General features: G+C 75.2%; 15 protein-coding genes and 1 pseudogene. 8 read left to right on the top strand and 8 right to left on the bottom strand.

Annotated elements, in window-relative coordinates; all coding sequences use genetic code 11:
- The first annotated feature begins 36 nt into the window (after window positions 1–36).
- A complete protein-coding gene (locus ACIPXB_RS13900; RefSeq protein WP_401448688.1) occupies window positions 37–1332 on the top strand; it encodes a ferric reductase-like transmembrane domain-containing protein in 1296 nt (431 codons plus the stop codon).
- 468 nt (window positions 1333–1800) lie between these two features.
- Window positions 1801–2580, top strand: a complete 780-nt coding sequence (locus ACIPXB_RS13905) for a sulfite exporter TauE/SafE family protein (protein WP_401448690.1) — start codon at window positions 1801–1803, stop codon at window positions 2578–2580.
- Between the two features lie 37 nt (window positions 2581–2617).
- Here ACIPXB_RS13905 and ACIPXB_RS13910 read toward each other — a convergent pair whose 3' ends face one another.
- The 4 genes from ACIPXB_RS13910 to ACIPXB_RS13925 form a co-directional block, all read right to left on the bottom strand.
- Window positions 2618–3364, bottom strand: coding sequence for a class F sortase (locus ACIPXB_RS13910; RefSeq protein WP_401448693.1), 747 nt, complete (start codon window positions 3362–3364; stop codon window positions 2618–2620).
- Between the two features lie 123 nt (window positions 3365–3487).
- Entirely contained in the window at window positions 3488–4036 is a 549-nt protein-coding gene (locus ACIPXB_RS13915; RefSeq protein WP_401448695.1) for a hypothetical protein, read from the bottom strand.
- A 211-nt stretch (window positions 4037–4247) separates the two neighbouring features.
- Complete coding sequence (locus ACIPXB_RS13920) at window positions 4248–5522, bottom strand: ATP-binding protein (RefSeq protein WP_401448698.1); 1275 nt, start codon at window positions 5520–5522, stop codon at window positions 4248–4250.
- On the bottom strand, window positions 5519–6388 hold the full coding sequence (locus ACIPXB_RS13925; protein WP_401448701.1) for a hypothetical protein: 870 nt from the start codon (window positions 6386–6388) through the stop codon (window positions 5519–5521). Before ACIPXB_RS13925 ends, ACIPXB_RS13920 begins: the two co-directional genes overlap by 4 nt.
- 154 nt (window positions 6389–6542) lie before the next feature.
- On the opposite strand from ACIPXB_RS13925, the gene cutA reads away from it, so the two are divergent.
- Both cutA and ACIPXB_RS13935 read left to right on the top strand, forming a co-directional pair.
- Window positions 6543–6905: a divalent-cation tolerance protein CutA gene (gene cutA, locus ACIPXB_RS13930; protein ID WP_401448703.1), complete on the top strand. Its 363-nt coding sequence runs from the start codon at window positions 6543–6545 to the stop codon at window positions 6903–6905.
- Window positions 6902–7345: a gamma-glutamylcyclotransferase family protein gene (locus tag ACIPXB_RS13935; RefSeq protein ID WP_401448706.1), complete on the top strand. Its 444-nt coding sequence runs from the start codon at window positions 6902–6904 to the stop codon at window positions 7343–7345. Before cutA ends, ACIPXB_RS13935 begins: the two co-directional genes overlap by 4 nt.
- A gap of 125 nt (window positions 7346–7470) precedes the next feature.
- Here ACIPXB_RS13935 and dnaG read toward each other — a convergent pair whose 3' ends face one another.
- The 4 genes from dnaG to ACIPXB_RS13955 form a co-directional block, all read right to left on the bottom strand.
- Window positions 7471–9402, bottom strand: coding sequence for a DNA primase (gene dnaG, locus ACIPXB_RS13940; RefSeq protein WP_401448708.1), 1932 nt, complete (start codon window positions 9400–9402; stop codon window positions 7471–7473).
- 35 nt (window positions 9403–9437) lie between these two features.
- Window positions 9438–10712 (bottom strand): NAD(P)/FAD-dependent oxidoreductase, encoded by a 1275-nt coding sequence (locus ACIPXB_RS13945; protein ID WP_401448710.1) that lies wholly within the window; start codon window positions 10710–10712, stop codon window positions 9438–9440.
- Between the two features lie 93 nt (window positions 10713–10805).
- On the bottom strand, window positions 10806–12113 hold the full coding sequence (locus tag ACIPXB_RS13950; protein WP_401448712.1) for a deoxyguanosinetriphosphate triphosphohydrolase: 1308 nt from the start codon (window positions 12111–12113) through the stop codon (window positions 10806–10808).
- 36 nt (window positions 12114–12149) lie between these two features.
- Complete coding sequence (locus tag ACIPXB_RS13955) at window positions 12150–12881, bottom strand: sirohydrochlorin chelatase (RefSeq protein ID WP_401448714.1); 732 nt, start codon at window positions 12879–12881, stop codon at window positions 12150–12152.
- A gap of 502 nt (window positions 12882–13383) precedes the next feature.
- Here ACIPXB_RS13955 and ACIPXB_RS13960 point away from each other — a divergent pair.
- The 4 genes and pseudogenes from ACIPXB_RS13960 to ACIPXB_RS13975 all read left to right on the top strand — a co-directional run.
- Window positions 13384–13998: a vancomycin high temperature exclusion protein gene (locus ACIPXB_RS13960; protein ID WP_401448920.1), complete on the top strand. Its 615-nt coding sequence runs from the start codon at window positions 13384–13386 to the stop codon at window positions 13996–13998.
- Between the two features lie 111 nt (window positions 13999–14109).
- Window positions 14110–14874 (top strand): glucose 1-dehydrogenase, encoded by a 765-nt coding sequence (locus ACIPXB_RS13965; RefSeq protein WP_401448923.1) that lies wholly within the window; start codon window positions 14110–14112, stop codon window positions 14872–14874.
- A gap of 80 nt (window positions 14875–14954) precedes the next feature.
- Window positions 14955–17024, top strand: a complete 2070-nt coding sequence (locus ACIPXB_RS13970; RefSeq protein ID WP_401448716.1) for a molybdopterin oxidoreductase family protein — start codon at window positions 14955–14957, stop codon at window positions 17022–17024.
- Window positions 17025–17178: 154 nt separating this feature from the next.
- Window positions 17179–18279, top strand: a pseudogene (locus ACIPXB_RS13975) (RNA polymerase sigma factor); the annotation flags it as partial.
- Between the last annotated feature and the right edge of the window lie 70 nt (window positions 18280–18349).

The following is an 18349-nucleotide window of genomic DNA, read 5'->3' on the forward strand; positions in this document are numbered from 1 at the left end:
CTTCAGCGGCAGGTGTCCGGCACCTAGCGTGGCGGCATGCGAGATACGGCGGGGCGGGTCAAGGGTGCGGTGCTGGGCGGGACCGGTGCGGTCACCCTGCTGTGGGCGGCGCAGGTGCGCCCCTCCGCGCGGCTCGACGCGCTGTTCGCCACCGGCGCCCACCTCACCGGCCTGCTCGCCGGGTACGGCGTCCTCGTCATGCTCTTCCTGATGGCCCGGGTGCCGGCCGTGGAGCACGGGGTCGGCGCCGACCGCCTCGCCCGGTGGCACGCCGCCGGCGGCCGGCCCGTCCTGCTGCTGTGCGCCGCCCACGGGCTCCTCGCCCTGCTCGGGTACGCCGTCCACCACGGCGTGGACGTCCTGTCCGCCGGGCGCGAGCTGCTCGGCTACCCCGCGCTGGCCGCCGCCTCCGCCGGCGCCGTCCTGCTGGCCGCCGTGGGGGTCGCCTCCGCCCGCGCCGTACGCCGCCGGATCTCCCACGAGACCTGGCGCGGGATCCACCTGACGGTGTACCTGGCCGCCGCCCTCGGCTTCGTCCACCAGCTCGCGGGCCCCGATCTGGCCCCGGTTGCCTGGCTCTGGGCCTTCGCGCACACCGTGGTCGCCGTCCTGCTCCTCTGGTACCGCGCGGTGGTCCCCGTACGGCAGGCCCTGCGGCACGGCCTGCGGGTCGCCGAGGTGCGGGCCGAGGGGCCCGGGGTGGTCTCGGTGGTCGTATACGGGGCGCACCTGGCCGAACTGCGTGCCGAACCGGGCCAGTTCCTGCGCTGGCGGTTTCTCCAGCGCCGGCTGTGGCACACGGCCCTGCCGTTCTCGCTGTCCGCGCCGGTACGGGACGACACCCTGCGGATCACCGTCAAGGCGCTCGGCGGGCACACCCGGCGCATCCGCCGGCTGCGCCCGGGGACCCGGGTCGTCGCCACCGGCCCGTTCGGCGCGCTGACCGCCGCCCGCCGGACCCGGCCCAAGGTGCTGCTGATCGCGGGCGGGGTCGGCATCACCCCGCTGCGCGCGCTGTTCGAGACGCTGCCCGGCGGGCCCGGGGACCTGACCCTGCTGTACCGGGCCGGAGCCGCCGAGCACCTGGTGCTGCGTACGGAGCTGGAGGCCATCGCGGCCGAGCGGCGGGCCGGGCTGCACTACCTGCTGGGGCCGTCGGACGCCGCGTACGACCCGCTGGCCCCGCAGGCGCTGCGGGCGCTGGTCCCGGACCTGGCCGAGCACGACGTGTACCTGTGCGGGCCGCCGGGGATGGCCGGGGCCACGACGGCCGCGCTGCTGCGGGCCGGGGTACCGGCCGGACGTATCCATTCCGAATGTTTCAGCTTCTGAGAGGCCGGCCCCTCATGCGCCATCCGCTGCACGTGGCCCTCGCCGTGGCCGTGGACCCGCCCGCCGAGCCGCCCGCCGAACCGCCCGCCGAGCCGCCCGCCGCGCGACCCGTCGCCGTGCCGGCCGCGCGACCCGTCGCCGTGCCGGCCGCGCGACCCGTCGCCGCGCCGGCCGCGCGACCCGTCGGCGTGCCCGCCGCGCGATCCGCTGGCGCGCCCGGCCCCGGCGGGCGGCACCGCAGGCCCGTGGCGCGGCCGTGGGTCCGGGCGGCCGCCGTACCGCCGGGGCGGCGGCTCGCGGCCGGGCTCGGGCTGGCCGGCGCACTGGCCGCCACTGTCCTGACGGCTGCCCTGGAACCGGCGGCTCCGGTGGCCCCGGACCGGGTACCGGCCCGGGAAAGCTCAAACCTTGCGCAAGAAACCCGGGATTGATGGCCTCTGCACCCATGTGATCCATAGGGTCGGGGCCGTGCCTGACATATCGACGACCATGATCATCGTGCTGTGCGTGGCCGCCGCGGCCGCCGGCTGGATCGACGCGGTGGTGGGCGGCGGCGGCCTGCTGCTCCTGCCCGCCCTGATGCTGGGTCTGCCCGGCCACGTCCCGCTGACGCACGCGCTGGGCACCAACAAGGCGGTGGCCATCGTCGGTACGACGGGCGCAGCCGTCACCTTCGCCCGCAAGGCGCCCGTCGACGTGCGGACCGCGGCCCGGATCGGGCTGGCCGCGATGGCGGGCGCGGCGGGCGGCGCGCTGCTGGCCGGGGTGTTCAGCAAGGACACCATGCGCCCGCTGATCATGGTGGTGCTGCTGCTGGTCGCCGGCTTCGTGCTGTTCCGCCCCTCCTTCGGCTCCGTCCCGTCGGCCGGGCCGGTCGGCCCCGGCCGGGTCGCCGCCGCGATCGGCCTGGCAGGCCTCGGCATCGGCTTCTACGACGGCCTGATCGGCCCCGGCACCGGCACCTTCCTGGTCCTGGCGCTGACCGCGCTGCTCCACCTGGACCTGCTGACCGCCTCCGCCACCGCCAAGATCGTCAACGTGGGCACCAACCTGGGCGCGCTCGCCGTATTCGCCGCCCGCGGCGAGGTGATGTGGCAGCTGGCGGCGCTGATGGCGGTGTTCAACCTGGCCGGTGGCATGGCGGGGGCGAAGATGGCCCTGAAGAAGGGCAGCGGATTCGTGCGCGCGGTCCTGTTGACGGTGGTCGCGGCGCTGGTGGTCAAGCTGGGCCTGGAGCAGTGGGCGTGAGGCGCTGCGGCGAGCACGGCGGCGACGAGGGCAGCGACTACGGCTGCGACGGTGGCCCGTACGTGCCCGTGAGGTGGGCGAACACCACCACGTTGGCCGCGTAGCCGGTGCGCGGGGACCAGCGGCCGCCGCACGTGATCACCCGCAGTTCGGCGCGCGGGGCGGGCCCGTAGACCAGCCGGTCCGGGAACCGGGCGGTGTCGTACGCCTCGACCGCGTGGACGGTGAAGACGGCCGTACGCCCGTCCTCGCGCGGGATCTCGACGGTGGCCCCGCGGCGCAGCGCGCCCAGCCGGTAGAAGACGGCCGGGCCGCTGGCGTGGTCGACGTGACCGGCGACGATGGCGGTACCGAGGGCTCCGGGAGTGGTGCCGTCGCGGTACCAGCCGGCGAGGGCGCGGCGGGTGGGCGGGGGCACGTCCAGGCGGCCCTCGGCGTTCAGGCCCAGACCGGTCAGCGGGGCGTCGACCTCGATGGCCGGGATCCGGATCCGGGTGGGCCGGGAGCCCGCCAGCGGGGCGGCGTCCTTCCCGGGCCCTCCGGTGCGGCCGGGCCGCCCGGTCGCCCCGTCGGCGCCGGCCGTCCCGGCCGTCCCGTCCGTCCCGTCGGTTCCCTCCGTCCCGTGCGTGCCGCCGGTCCCGTTCGGGCGGCCCAGGGCTTCGGAGGCCGGGGGCAGGGGCGGCCGGACGCGCTCGGCGGAGCCGCTGGTGACCAGCCAGACGCCGACGCAGACGGCGAGCGCCAGCAGGCCGACGCGGCCGGATCTCCCGGACGCGGCGCTCATGGGCACCCCCTGGTCGGTGGAGATGGCCGTCGCCCGGCCCCGCGAACGGGGGGGACCTCGCGGGGCGGGCGACGGGGGGCGGTACCGGTGACGGACCGCGGCCGGGGCCGCGGTGGGCGCCCGTCAGCCCCGCGTGCCGCTCGCCCGGCGACGCAGGAGCCAGGTACCGCCGACGGCGGTGGCGGCCAGCACTGCCGCACCCGCCGCGATCTTGGTGGGATCGGCGGTGGTCATCGCCGCGCCGCCCACTCCCGTGTTCACGTGGCCGTGCGGGCCGCGTTCGGTGACGACCAGGTCGCCGGTGGCGAACTTGCCGTTGGCGCAGGTCGCGCCGATGCCGTAGGTGCCGGGGGGCAGGCTGTGGCCGACGTGGAACTGGCCCACGACCACCTCCTTGCGCGGGCCCGGAGCCAGCCGGAACCGGCCCCCGCCGACCGTGGTCGCATCGCCGTCCGCGTGACTGCCGGAACCGCAGGCGGTGGTGTTGACCGTGACGGTGGTGCCGGGCGCCGCCGACTTGGGCCAGACCTCCAGCGGGGCGAAGTCGCCCGCCGAGAAGACGCCGACGCCGGTGCCGAGGTCCGCCGCCGCCACCGCGCCCGCGACCGGGCCGGCGAATGCGGCGGCGGTCAGCACGGAGGCGGTGAGCAGATGGGCGGTACGGCGGCGCATGGTGGCTCCTGCGGATCCTGAACGACGGACGCGGGGTCGTGTTTCCGAGGTAAACCGGCGTCGGCCGCCCGCGCTTGTCGAGGCGGTCGGCGGGCCCCGGGCCGGGGCCTGCGTGCAGGAACGTTTTGGCACGTCAGCGCCACCGCCGAGCCATCCGGGTCCCCCCTGCCCGTCCGGGTGACGGGGCCCCCACCGCCCGGGCCGCCGCGCGTCAGGCCGCGGGCAGGACGACCTCGGCCAGGGCCCCGCCGCCGGGGGCGTCGGCCAGGGTCACGCGGGCGCCGATGACCTGGGCCTGGCCCAGGGCGATCGTCAGGCCCAGCCCCGTGCCCTGACCGCGTTCGGCGGCGCCGGTCAGGAACCGCCGCGGGCCCTCGGCCAGCAGGGTGGCGGGGTACCCGGGCCCGTGGTCGCGGACGCTCACCCGGGTGCCGCGGACCGTGACCTCCACCGGGTCGCCGCCGTGCCGCCGGGCGTTGGCCAGCAGGTTGGCCAGGATCCGCTCCAGGCGGCGCGCGTCGGTCCGTACGGCCGTGCCGGTCCGCGCACCCGTCAGGTGCGCGGTCACGCCCGAGCGCTGGACGATCGAGGCGACCAGCGGGCCCAGCCGGTGGACGTCCAGGGCCGGTTCCTCGCAGCGCGCGTCCAGCCGGGCGACCTCCAGCAGGTCCTCGGTCAGCGTGCGCAGCGCGGCCACCCGGTCCCGTACGAGCTCGGTCGGCCGCCCCTCGGGCAGTAGTTCGGCGGCGGTGTGCAGGCCGGTCAGCGGGGTGCGCAGCTCGTGCGCGACATCGGCCGTGAAGCGCTGCTCGGCCTCCAGCCGCCGTTGCAGGCTGGCCGCCATGGTGTCCACGGCACTCGAGAGCTGGGCCACCTCGTCCCGGGTCCCGGGTGCCCCCGAGGGGCCGATCCGGGCGTCGAGTTCCCCCGCGCTGATCCGCCGCGCGGTCTCGGCGGCGCGGCGCAGGTCCCGGCTGAGCCGGCCGGCGATCAGCGAGCCGCCGACCGCCGCGAGCGCCACGACGCCGGCGCCGTAGGCGATCAGCTGCTGGTCCAGCTCGGCGAGGTCCTCCGCCTCCTCCTTCAGCGACTGGCGCACCGACAGCACGTGCGTGCCGCCGATCGGCCGGGCCGCCCACACGGCCGGGTCGGGTCCGGTCAGCTGGAGGTACGTGATGCGCCGGCCCGCGAGCGCGGCGGCGCGCAGCTCCTCGGGCGCCCGGGTGCAGTCGATCTGCGCGTCGGTCTCGCCGATCTTGCCGGGATCGAGCTGGCCGGTCAGCTCGTACACCTGGCGGACCCGGATCAGCTGGTTGACGGCGGTCTCACGGGCGGCCTCCGCCACCTGGCGGACCCGGGCCTCGTGGATGAGCAGGCCGATGGTGAGCGCGACGAGCGAGCAGCCGCCCGCCAGCAGGACGGAGATCTTCCAGCGCAGCCCCGGGGCGGACAGCAGCCGCCGGCAGCGGACCAGGACCGGCCTCACCGGGGGGCTCCGACGGGGGGCCGGGGCGTCGCCGACGGAGCGGCGGGCGGTCGCGCACCGGCGGGCGGTTGCGTACCGGCGGTACCGGACGGCGCCGCACCGGCTGACGGCGCCGTACCGGCCGGCGGCGCGGTACCGGCGCCCGACGGGCCCGGGGGCGGGATGCTCGGCGGAACGCCGGGCGCGACCGGCTTCTCGTCGTGGTCCTTGCCCGGCGCCGGCTTGCGGTAGCGCTTCTCGTCCTGCACGACGGTCATCCGGTCGCCGTCCCAGCGGTAGCGGACGGCGTGCTCGACGCTGTCCTGCGCGGCGGTGCGCACCACCAGGTCGCGGCCGAGCGCCTCCACGGCCATCCGGGCGCCCGCCGTCAGCAGGATCGGGTAGACCTTGCCCTCGCGCGCCGTGTACGCCGCCAGCACGGTGCGGCCGCTCTCGGTGTCCGCGGCGACGATCAGTTCGGGGTGCCCGTCGCCGGTGAGGTCCTGGTACACCGGCGGCCGCAGCCCCGCCCGGCCGGGCGCCTGGATCCAGCCCTGGGCGGCGTACGGCTTCATCCGCTGGTCGGCGCGGACGACGTCGAGCACGTCGACGCCGTCGTCGCCGAAGCCGCCCGCCGGGATCTCGGGCGCGCCCTTCAACGGCAGGGGCGGCGCCTCGCGCGTGGCCGCCGGGGCCCCGGGCGAGGTCGGTGAGGTCTCGGACCAGGCGGGCCACAGCGGATCGGGGGACGGCTGGGCCGCCACCGGTGGCGCGGGCTCGCCCGCGTCCAGCCCGCCGGGTGCGGCGCAGCCGCCGGCGGCGAGCGCGAGGGCGCCCGTGAGGACGTACACGGGACCGGCGAGGGCGCGGCGGGGGAGTCTGAACATGGCATACCGACGGTAGGAGGCGACCTTCACGGGCACCGGGAGGTTGTGTAACAGCGGTGCGTACGGTGGTCCCGGAGCCGTCACCCGGGACCTTCGACCCGGCCGAACGCCCTTTTCGGACCACTTCGTACCGTTCTATGCGAGAGGGAATCCCGTGACATCGGTCGATCGGCCAGAGATTCCAGAGATCCCAGCGATCCCAGAGATCCTCACCGTCCTGACGACCGTCGACGCGGCCGAGGCCGCGACGGCCCTGGCGCACGGCGCGGTGGCGGCCCGCCTGGCCGCGTGCGCGCAGGTCGGCGCACCGGTCACCTCGGTCTACCGCTGGCAGGGCGCGGTGGAGACGGCCCAGGAGTGGCAGGTGCTGTTCAAGACCACGGCGGCCCGCTACCCGGACCTGGAGGCCTGGCTGATCCGGGAACATCCCTACGACACCCCGGAGATCATCGCCACCGCCGTGGTGCGCGGCGGCGCCGACTACCTGGCGTGGGTCGCGGCGGAGGTCGCCGGATGAGCCCGCTGCCCTTCTTCGTGTACGGCACCCTGCGCCCCGGCGAGTACAACCACGCCCTGTTCCTGCGCGGCCGCACCATGGCCGAGGAGCCCGCCCGGCTCCCGGACGCGGCCCTGTACGACGGGCCGGGCTACCCGTACGCCGTCGACCACCCCGGCACGGAGATCGTCGGCGACCTGGTGACCCCGGCGGCCGTCGGGTACGGCGAGGTCCTCGCGGAACTGGACCGGCTGGAGGAGTACCACGGCCCCGACCGCCCGCTGAACGTCTACGACCGGCTGGCCCGTACCGTCCTGCGCGCCGACGGCACCCCGGTGCTGGCCTGGGTGTACCTGGCCGCGCCCCTGCTGGCCCGGCGGCTGTCCGAGACGGGCACCCGCATACCCGGCGGCGACTGGCTGGCCCGCCACCCGCAGCCGGGCGACCCGGACAGCCCCTAGCGTCCCTCGGCCCCGGACCGACCGGCTCCCAGCGTCCCTCGGCCCCGGACCGACCGGCTCCCAGCGTCCCTCGGCCCCGGACCGACCGGCTCCCAGCGCCCTCCGGCCCCGGACCGACCGGTTTCCTAGAGCCCCTCGGCGCCCCGGTTGCGCAGGCGCTGGCCGTACTGCTGGAGCACCCACAGCTCCTCCTGCACCGCCGCCAGCTGCTCCGCCGGGGCGTGGGAGCCCAGCCGGGCCATGGTGCCCTGCACCTCGTGGACCCGGCGGTCGACGGCGCGCAGCCGGACCTGGACCAGCTGGACGCCCGCGTAGACCTCGTCCACCGACTTGGCGTGGATGGCCTCCACCGCCAGCTCGGTGACCAGGGCGCGGACCGTGTCGTTGGGCGCGGCGTCGCGGACCCGGGCCAGGTAGTCCTCGCCGCCGAGCGCGGCGCCGCCCGCGTCCTGGATCGCCTGGCGGACCGTCGCGTAGGGCGGCGCCGTGAACTCGTCCACGCCGTACGCGTCGAAGGCCGGCGAGACCAGCTCGGGCCGCTGCAGCGCCAGCTTGAGCAGCTCGCGCTCGGTGCGGTGGGCGGGGCTGCGCAGGTTCAGCGCGGGGCCGGCCGGCCCTCGGGCGGGCACCGCCTCGTACGCCGGACCGCCGCGCCCGGGACCGCCGCGCCCCGGACCGCCCTGCTGCGGCCGGCCGCCGCCACCGCCGCCGCCCGCGCGCTCGCGGGCCCAGCGGGCCAGCTGCGCGACCCGCTTGACCACGAACTGCTCGTCGCGGATGCCGAGCATGCCGGCCAGCTGGACCGCCGACTCGTGCTGGATCGCGATGTTCTTGATGTTCGCCACGACCGGCGCGGCCTCGTCCAGCGCGGCCGCCCGGCCCGCCGGGTTCTCCAGGTTGTGCCGGGCCACGATGTGCCGCAGCGCGAACTCGAACAGCGGCGTGCGCGAGTCCACCAGGGAGGCCACGGCGCCGTCGCCCTCCGCCAGCCGCAGCTCGCACGGGTCCATCCCGCCCGGTGTGATGGCGATGGAGGTCTCGGCGGCGAACTTCTGGTCGTCCTCGAAGGCACGCAGCGCGGCCTTCTGCCCGGCCGCGTCCCCGTCGAAGGTGAAGATCACCTCGGCGGTCGCGTTGTCCATCAGCAGCCGGCGCAGGATCTTGATGTGGTCGCCGCCGAAGGCCGTGCCACAGGTGGCGATGGCGGTGGTGACCCCGGCCAGGTGGCAGGCCATCACATCGGTGTAGCCCTCGACCACGACCGCCCGCGAGGTCTTCGCGATCTCCTTCTTGGCCAGGTCGATGCCGTACAGCACCTGGCCCTTCTTGTAGATCGCGGTCTCGGGCGTGTTCAGGTACTTCGGCCCGTTGTCGTCCTCGCGCAGCTTGCGGGCGCCGAAGCCGACCACCTCGCCGGTGATGTCGCGGATCGGCCACATCAGACGGCCGCGGAAGCGGTCGATGGGCTTGCCGCTGCGGCTGTCCTGGGCCAGCCCGGACAGGATCAGCTCCTTGTCGCTGAAGCCCTTGCCGCGCAGGAACCGGGTCAGGTGGTCCCAGCCGGCCGGGCTGTAGCCGACGCCGAAGTGCGCGGCCGCCGCCTGGTCGAACCCGCGCTCGGCGAGGAACTTCCGGCCGATCTCCGCCTCGGGGCTCTCCAGCTGGTCGACGTAGAACTGCGCGGCGGCCTTGTGGGCCTCGACCAGGCGGATGCGCTCCCCGCGGCCGCTGGTGCCGGCGGTGTAGCCGCCCTCCTCGTAGCGCAGGGTGATGCCGGCCTGGCCGGCGAGCCGCTCCACCGCCTCCGAGAAGGAGAGGTGGTCGATCTTCATGATGAAGTCGAGGGTGTCCCCGCCCGCCTGGCAGCCGAAGCAGTGGTACAGCCCCTTGCTGGGGCTCACCTGGAACGACGGGGACTTCTCGTCGTGGAAGGGGCACAGGCCCTTGAGGTTGCCGCCGCCCGCGTTGCGCAGCTGGAGGTATTCGGACACGACGGCGTCGATCGGGACCGCGTCCCGGACCGCCTTCACATCGTCGTCGTTGATCCTGCCTGCCACGCGTGAATTCTACGGCCGGTCTCCGACAACCGGTGTCAGGCCCCCTCCTCCGCCACCAGCGACGACAGCGGAACGGACGGGTCCGCGAGCGCGTCGGGGTCCGGGGCGGCGGCCGCCTTGATCAGTGCCTGGATCGGGTCGGTGACGTCCCACACGTTGACGTTCATCCCGGCCAGCACCCGGCCCTCGGAGAGCCAGAAGGCGATGAACTCCCGCTTGGCCACGTCCCCGCGGACCAGCACCTGGTCGTACGTGCCGGCCGGCGCGTAGCCGGAGTACTCCATCCCCACGTCGTACTGGTCCGAGAAGAAGTACGGGATCCGGTCGTACGACACCTCCTGGCCCAGCATCGCCCGGGCCGCCGCCGGGCCGCCGTTGAGGGCGTTGGCCCAGTGCTCCACGCGCAGCCGGGTGCCCAGCACCGGGTGGTGGGCGGCGGCCACGTCGCCCACCGCGAAGACGTCCGGGTCCGAGGTGCGCAGCGACGCGTCGACGGCGATGCCCCCGCCGTGCTCGCGGTCGACCAGCGCCAGCCCCGAGGTCTCGGCGAGCGCGGTGCGCGGGGCGGCGCCGATCGCGGCGAGCACGGCGTGCGCCGGGTGCTCCTCGCCGTCGTCGGTGCGCACCGCCAGCACCATGCCGTCCTGCCCCTTGATCTCGGTGAGCCGGGCCCCGAAGTGGAACCGGACCCCGTGCCCGGCGTGCAGCTCGCGGAAGAAGTCGCCGAGCTCGGGGCCGAGCACCGCGTGCAGCGGCGTGGGCTCCGGCTCGATCACGGTGACCTCGGCGCCGTACCCGCGGGCGGCCGCCGCGACCTCCAGGCCGATCCAGCCGGCGCCCGCGATCAGCAGGTGGCCGTTGTCCCGGCCGAGGGTGGCCAGGACCCCCTTGAGGCGTTCGGCGTGGGCGAGCCGGCGCAGGTGGTGCACCCCGGCCAGGCCGGTGCCCGGGATCTCCAGGCGGCGCGGCTCGGCCCCGGTGGCCAGCAGCACCTTGTCGTAGTGCAGCACCGTCCCGTCCCCGAGGACGACCTTCCTGGCCTCGCGGTCCAGCTGGACGGCGGGCTGGCCCAGGTGCAGCTCGATGTCGGCGCGGGCGTACCAGGACGGCTCGTGCACGAAGACGCTGTCGCGCTGCTCCTTGCCGGTCAGGTAGCCCTTCGACAGCGGCGGGCGTTCGTAAGGGTGGTCCCGCTCGTCGCCGACCAGGATGACCCGGCCGGTGAAGCCCTCGGACCTCAGCGTCTCGGCCGCTTTCGCGCCGGCCAGCCCCGCGCCGACGATGACGAACGTCCGGTGTGCGTCGACCACCTGATGCCTCCTCATAAACTCTGCGCCACATGCGAGCACATGCGAGCGTCCCGCACCGAGCCTGCCGCGTGAAGGGGCCGTGGCCCGATCGCCTCACCCCCCGGCGCGTCGGGAGCGCCGGGTGAGACGTGCGTGCAACGAGCGTGCCGACGCGTCCGTGAGCGAGGCGATCTGGTCGATGACCGCGCGCTTTCGCGCCCGGTCGTCCGGCGCCGCGTCGAAGATCGCCCGGAACTGGGGGTCCAGACCCTCGGGGGCGCGGGCCAGCAGCGCCTCCGCGAGTTCGGCCAGGACGATGCGCTGGTCGGCGCGGAGCCGCTCCTGCTCGTCGCGCTGCATGACGTACAGGTCGGCCACGGCCTTGAGGACCGCGCACTCGTTGCGCGCCGCGCGCGGGACGACCAGCTCGGCCGCGTAGCGGGTCAGCCGGCCCGATCCGTACGCCTCGCGGGTGGCGCCCTCGGCGGCCAGGCAGAACCGGCCGATCAGCTGGCTGGTGGCGTCCTTGAGCCGGGCCTGGGCGACGGCCGAGCCGTCGTACCCGTGCGGCCACCACTCCTCGTCCAGCAGCCGGTCCAGGGCCTCGCGCAGCTCCTCGGGATCGGTGTCGGCCGGGACGTAGCGGCCGATGGCGACCCGCCAGATCTCGGCCCGCTCGGGCTCGGCCAGCAGCAGGTTGGGGTCGACGTGGGCGGCGTGCAGGCCGTCCTCGAAGTCGTGCACGGAGTAGGCCACGTCGTCGGCCCAGTCCATCACCTGCGCCTCGAAGCACTTGCGGTCGGCGGGCGCGCCGGCCCGCAGCCACGCGAAGACCGGCAGGTCGTCGTCGTACGCCCCGAACTTCACCGAGCCGGGGTCGGTGGGGTGGCCGCCGCGCGCCCACGGGTACTTCGTGGCGGCGTCCAGGCTGGCGCGGGTGAGGTTGAGGCCGACGCTGACCGGCTCACCGGTGCGCGGGTCGGGCACGAACCGCTTGGGTTCCAGGCGCGTGAGCAGCCGCAGCGACTGGGCGTTGCCCTCGAAGCCGCCGCAGTCCCTGGCGACGGCGTTGAGCACCTCCTCGCCGTTGTGCCCGAACGGCGGGTGGCCCATGTCGTGGGCCAGACAGGCCGTCTCGACCAGGTCGGGGTCGCAGCCGAGGGCCGCGCCGAGCTCCCGGCCGACCTGGGCGCACTCCAGGGAGTGGGTGAGCCGGGTGCGGGGGCTGGCGTCCCAGTCGTAGGAACGGGTGCCGGGGGTGACCACCTGCGTCTTGCCGGCGAGGCGGCGCAGCGCGCCGGAGTGCAGCACGCGGGCGCGGTCGCGCTGGAAGGCGGTCCGGCCGGGCCGTTTGTCGGGCTCGGCGGCCCAGCGCTCGGTGTCGGCCGGATCGTACGAAGGAGTGGATGCGGTGCCTTCCATGCAAAGACGTTAACCGGAAGGACCGACAAACCGGGATCAGGCGGTGACGAGTTCCGGCCGGAACACGGTGCGGGGGCGGGCCAGGGATCGGGTGGCGGTGTCGTAGCGGTGCAGCACCAGCCGGGCGAGCGCCGGGTGGTCGCCGAGCGGGGCGGCGGCCAGGGCGGGCGCGGCGGCGGCCGTCTGGGCGGCGAACCGGCCCGGTGCGGCGAAGTACGAGGCCACGGCGATCCGGTGGTGGCCGCGGGCGGCCAGGGCCCGGACGGCCTCGGGCGCGGTGGGCGCGGCGGACGAGGCGTAGGCGGGCAGCACGGGCACGCCGTCGAGGCGCTCGGAGAGCAGGGCGGCGGTGCGGCGGGCATCGGCGGCGGACTGCGGGTCGCGCGAACCCGCCCCGGCGAGCACGACGGCGGTGCCGGGGGTCCAGCCGGCCTCCTCCAGCCGGTCGCGCAGGGCCTCGACGAGGAGCGGGTGCGGGCCGAGCGGGGCGGCGACGGCGACCCGCAGATGGCGGGCGCGGGCGGCGGCCGAGGGGAGGTCACGTTTGACGTGATACCCGCGGCCGAGCAGGAGCGGGACGAGGACGGCCTCGCCGCGCAGGGCCTCCAGGGTGTCGTCGAGCAGCGGGGCGTTCAGCTCGATGTGGCCGAGCCGTACGTCGAGACGGGGCCGCAGCTCGCGGACCCGGTCGAGGAGGGCGTGGGCGGTGTGCAGGGCGCGGGGGTCGCGGCTGCCGTGCGCGACGGCGACGAGAGAGGGCTGCGGCATGGGCGGGCTCCGGGTGGGCGCAGGCTGCTCAGCTGACTGCCCAGCTGGATGGTGATGCGGCTGAGCAGTTCGGCCGCGCTGCCGAGGGGGAGGGGCATGGACACGGGAGGCTGCACCGGCTCCGTCATGAACCGATCCTGACGGCCGCAGATTGCGGGGCCGTTGCGCGGGGGTGACGGGTGTTTACCGGGACCTCACCCGCTCGTTCGTACGGGTGACAGGTCTGCGACGCAGGGCCGTCCGGGAACTGGGGACGGTGGCCGGTTCGTCCAACCGTGCGAACGAGGTGCGAGGCGAGGGGGGACCGGTCATGAAGCTGCGGGGACGCGGAGGGCTGCCGGGACGGGGCGGGCTGCCGGGACTGCGCGGGCTGCCGGGACTGCGCGGGCGGCGGGGACACAGCGGGTTGCCCGGACCCGGTGGGCTGCCGGGGCCGGGAGCTCCGCGGGGACTGCGCGGGCTGCGGGACATCCGGGTCCGGCGCCGTGCCGTCCAGGCCGTGATGCTGGCCTGCGTGCTGGCGCTGCTGCCCTCGGCGTGGACGCACGCCGAGGCGGCCGACCGGCTGCGCACCACCGCGACCGCCCCGGCGACGGAGGTCGCGGTGGTCTTCGGCGCGGGCCTGTGGAACGGGCGGCCCACCCCGTACCTGGCCCGCAGACTGGACGCCGCCGCCGAGCTCTACCGCACCGGCAAGGTCAAGGTCGTGCTGGTGACCGGGGACAACAGCCGCGACGACTACGACGAACCCGGCTCGATGCGCGGCTACCTGCGCGAGCACGGGGTGCCGGACGAGCGGATCGTCAGCGACCACGCGGGCTTCGACACCTGGGACTCCTGCGTACGGGCCAAGGAGATCTTCGGCGTCGAGCGGGCCGTGCTGATCAGCCAGGGCTTCCACATACGCCGCGCCGTCGCCCTGTGCCGGGCGGCGGGCCTGGAGGTCCACGGCGTGGGCGTCGACGACGAGCACGACGCGACCTGGTACTACGGCGGCGCGCGCGAGGTCCTCGCGGCCGGCAAGGCGGCCCTGGACGCGACGTTCAAGCCGCGGCCGCACTTCCTGGGGCCCAAGGAGGAAGGGGTGTCGCGGGCCCTTCGGGCTCTGGCACACTGACGCGGCCCGAGGTATGACGATTAGTCATACCGCTCGTCATGCCGCCGGGGTCAGGGATCCCGATGTGTGCCGATGAGTGCTGATGAGTACAGAGGTGGTGCAGCCGTGGCTGTGGTTGATCTGAGCGGCAAGGTCGTCGTCATCACGGGGGGCGCGCGCGGGCTCGGCGCGGCCGCCGCGCAGGCCGTCGTCGACGGCGGCGGCACGGTGCTGATCACCGACGTGCTGGAGGAGGAGGGCGCCGCCACGGCGGCGAAGCTCGGGGACGCCGCGCACTTCCTGCGGCACGACGTGACCAGCGAGGCCGACTGGGAGACGGTCCTGGCGTACGCGGTCGACACCTTCGGCCGGCTCGACGGGCTCGTCAACAACGCCGGGATAGCCACCGGCCAGTTCCTCGAGCACGAGAGCGTCGAGCACTTCCGCCGCGTCGTGGAGATCAACCTGGTCGGCGTCTTCATCGGCATCAAGGCCGCCGCGGCGCACCTGCGGGCCGGCGGGGGCGGCTCCATCGTCAACATCTCCTCCGCCGCCGGCCTCACCGGCCTCCCGCTGACCGCCGGGTACGGCGCCTCCAAGTGGGGCGTGCGCGGCCTGTCGAAGATCGGCGCGGTGGAGCTCGCCGAGGCGCGGATCCGCGTCAACTCCGTGCACCCCGGCATGACGCTCACCCCCATGACGGCACCGGTCGGCATCCAGGCGGGCGAGGGCAACTTCCCGGGCGCCCCCCTGGGCCGGGTCGGCGCCCCCGAGGAGATCGCCGCCGCCGTCGCCTTCCTGCTCTGCGACGCCTCCTCTTACATGACGGGCGCCGAGCTCGCCGTGGACGGCGGCTGGACCGCCGGCCCCACGGTCCGCGCCCTCACGGGCCGGTGACCCGGGCCGGGAGGGCGCGCATGCAGGCCCGTAACGCGGGACGGCAGCAGGCGTAACACCGCCGTCGCATGCTGGCGGACATGCACACCACCGCCACGCACTGCCCGTACTGCGCCCTGCAATGCGGCATGAACCTGCGCCCCGCACCGGACGGCCGGGCCGTGACGGTGGAGGAGCGCACCGACTTCCCCGTCAACCGGGGGGCCCTGTGCGGCAAGGGCCGCACCGCTCCGGCCGTGCTCTCCTCCCGGGTGCGCCTGACCCAGCCGCTGATCCGCACCCACGCCGGGCGGCTGGAGCCGGCCACCTGGGAGGAGGCCCTGGACGCCGTCGCGGCGGGCCTGGCCCGCACCCGCCGCGACCACGGGCCGGACGCGGTCGGCGTCTTCGGCGGCGGCGGCCTCACCAACGAGAAGGCCTACGCCCTGGGCAAGTTCGCCCGCGTCGTCCTCGGCACCTCGCAGATCGACTACAACGGCCGGTTCTGCATGTCCTCGGCCGCCGCCGCCCACCAGCGCGCCTTCGGCCTCGACCGCGGGCTGCCCTTCCCGCTGGAGGACATCCCGCGCACCGGCTGCGTGATCCTCGTCGGCTCCAACCCGGCCGAGACCATGCCGCCGGCCCTGCGCTACCTCACCGAACTGAAGGAGAACGGCGGCACGCTGATCGTCGTCGACCCGCGGCGCACCCGTACGGCCGAACACGCCGACCTGCACCTGGCCCCCCGCCCCGGCACCGACCTGGCCCTCGCCCTCGGCCTGCTGCACCTGGTCGTCGCCGAGGGCCGCACCGACGAGGCGTTCATCGAGGCCCGCACCACCGGCTGGCCCGAGGCCCGCGCCGCCGCCATGGCCCACTGGCCCGAACTGGTCGAGCGGATCACCGGGGTCCCGGTGCCCGCCCTGCGCGAGGCGGTCCGGCTCTTCTGCGCCCCCGGGTCGGCGATGGTCCTCACCGCCCGCGGCCCGGAACAGCAGTCCAAGGGCACCGACACCGTCGGCGCCTGGATCAACCTGTGCCTGGCCACCGGCCGCGCCGGCCGCCCGCACTCCGGGTACGGCTGCCTGACCGGCCAGGGCAACGGGCAGGGCGGCCGCGAGCACGGCCAGAAGGCCGACCAGCTGCCGGGCTACCGCAAGCTCACCGACCCCGCCGCCCGCGCCCACGTCGCCGGCGTCTGGGGCGTCGACCCCGACTCCCTGCCCGGCCCCGGCCGCAGCGCCTACGAACTCCTCGACGCCCTCGGCGGCGAGGTCCGGGCCCTGCTCCTGATGGGCTCCAACCCCGTGGTCTCCGCCCCCCGCGCCGCCCACATCGAGTCCCGTATCCGCTCCCTGGACTTCCTCGCCGTCGCCGACGTCGTCCTCTCCGAGACCGCGGCGCTGGCCGACGTGGTCCTGCCGGTCACCCAGTGGGCCGAGGAGTCCGGCACCACCACCAACCTCGAAGGACGGGTGATCCTGCGCCGGCGGGCACTGAGCCCGCCGCCCGGCGTCCGCGGCGACCTCGACGTCCTGCACGGCCTCGCCCACCGCCTCGGCGTGGAGAAGGGCTTCCCGGCCGACCCGGAAGAGGTCTTCGAGGAGCTGCGCCGCGCTTCCGCCGGCGGCCCGGCCGACTACTCCGGCATCTCCTGGCGCCGGATCGCCGACGAGGACGGCGTCTTCTGGCCCTGCCCCGAGGGGGAGGCGGGCACCCCCAGGCTGTTCCTGGACCGGTTCGCCACCGACGACGGCCGGGCCCGCTTCGTGCCCGTCAGCCACCGCGACGCCGCCGAACTCCCCGACGCCGACTACCCGATCCTCCTCACCACCGGCCGGGTGGTCGCGCAGTACCAGTCCGGCGCCCAGACCCGCCGCGTCGACGAGCTCAACGCCGCCGCGCCGGGCCCCTTCGTCGAGCTCCACCCCCGGCTCGCCGCGCGCCTCGGCGTCACCGAGGGCCGTCCGCTGGCGGTGGTCTCCCGCCGGGGCCGCGCCGTCGCCCCTGCCCGGATCACCGACGCCATCCGCGCCGACACCGTCTTCATGCCCTTCCACTGGCCGGGCGAGGGCCGCGCGAACACCCTCACCAACCCGGCCCTGGACCCGGTCTCCCGGATGCCCGAGTTCAAGATCTGCGCCGTACGCGTGGAGCCGGCCGAGGCCTGAAACCGCCGGCGCACATCCGTACGAGGTGCTTCGAGCGGCCGGGCGGCGGGTAACCATCCGGTCACGCAGCGGACTCAGAAAGTGCTCGCACGCCCCTCGTGGCGGCGATGTGTCGTACCCCACACTGAGTTGCGGTGCCTGAGTCCTCGGAGCCCTGGAGGTCGCCCCCGTGCAGACCCAGACCCTGACCGTGACCCTGACCGAGACCGCCGACGAGCCCGTGCCCGCGCCCGTGGCCGAGGCCGACCCCGAGGTCGAGGCCGTGGACGACGAAGCCGAGCCGCTGGAGCTCATCGAGAAGGTGCCGGATCAGCGGCGGCGGGCGGAGACCGGAGGCGGAGGGGGTCCCTCCGCCGACTTGTTCCGCCAGTACCTGCGCGAGATAGGCAGGATCCCCCTCCTCACCGCGGTGGAGGAGGTGGATCTGGCCCGCCGGGTGGAGGCCGGGCTGTTCGCCGAGGAGAAGCTCACCTCCGCCTCCGACCTGGACTCCCAGCTCGCCCTCGACCTCGACAAGCTCGTCGTCATGGGCCGGATGGCCAAGCGCCGGCTCATCGAGGCCAACCTGCGGCTGGTGGTCTCCGTCGCCAAGCGGTACGTCGGGCGCGGGCTGACCATGCTCGACCTCGTCCAGGAGGGCAACCTCGGGCTGATCCGGGCGGTCGAGAAGTTCGACTACGCCCGCGGCTACAAGTTCTCGACGTACGCGACCTGGTGGATACGGCAGGCCATGTCCCGCGCGCTGGCCGACCAGGCCCGCACGATCCGGGTGCCGGTGCATGTCGTCGAACTGATCAACCGGGTCGTGCGGGTGCAGCGGCGCATGCTCCAGGAGCGCGGCTACGAACCCACCGCCGAAGAGGTCGCCGTCCACCTGGAGCTGACGCCCGAGCGGGTCAGCGAGGTGCTCCGGCTCGCCCAGGAACCGGTCTCCCTGCACGCGCCCGTCGGCGAGGAGGACGACGTCGCCCTCGGGGACCTGATCGAGGACGGGGACGCGGCCTCACCGGTGGAGTCGGCCGCCTTCTTCCTGCTGCGCGAACACCTCGAAGCCGTGCTCTCCACCCTCGGCGAGCGCGAGCGCAAGGTCGTCCAGCTGCGGTACGGGCTGGCGGACGGCCGGCCCCGGACCCTGGAGGAGATAGGACGCATCTTCGGCGTGACGCGCGAGCGGATCCGCCAGATCGAGTCCAAGACCCTCAACAAACTGCGCGACCACGCCTTCGCCGACCAGCTGCGCGGCTACCTCGACTGAGGGACGGGCCGCGGCCGCACCGGGCCCGGGAACGGTGCGGGGGCGCCGCGCGACGCGACGCCCCCACCTC

This window comes from Streptomyces sp. NPDC090022 (assembly GCF_044748145.1).
Classification (GTDB): Bacteria; Actinomycetota; Actinomycetes; order Streptomycetales; family Streptomycetaceae; genus Streptomyces.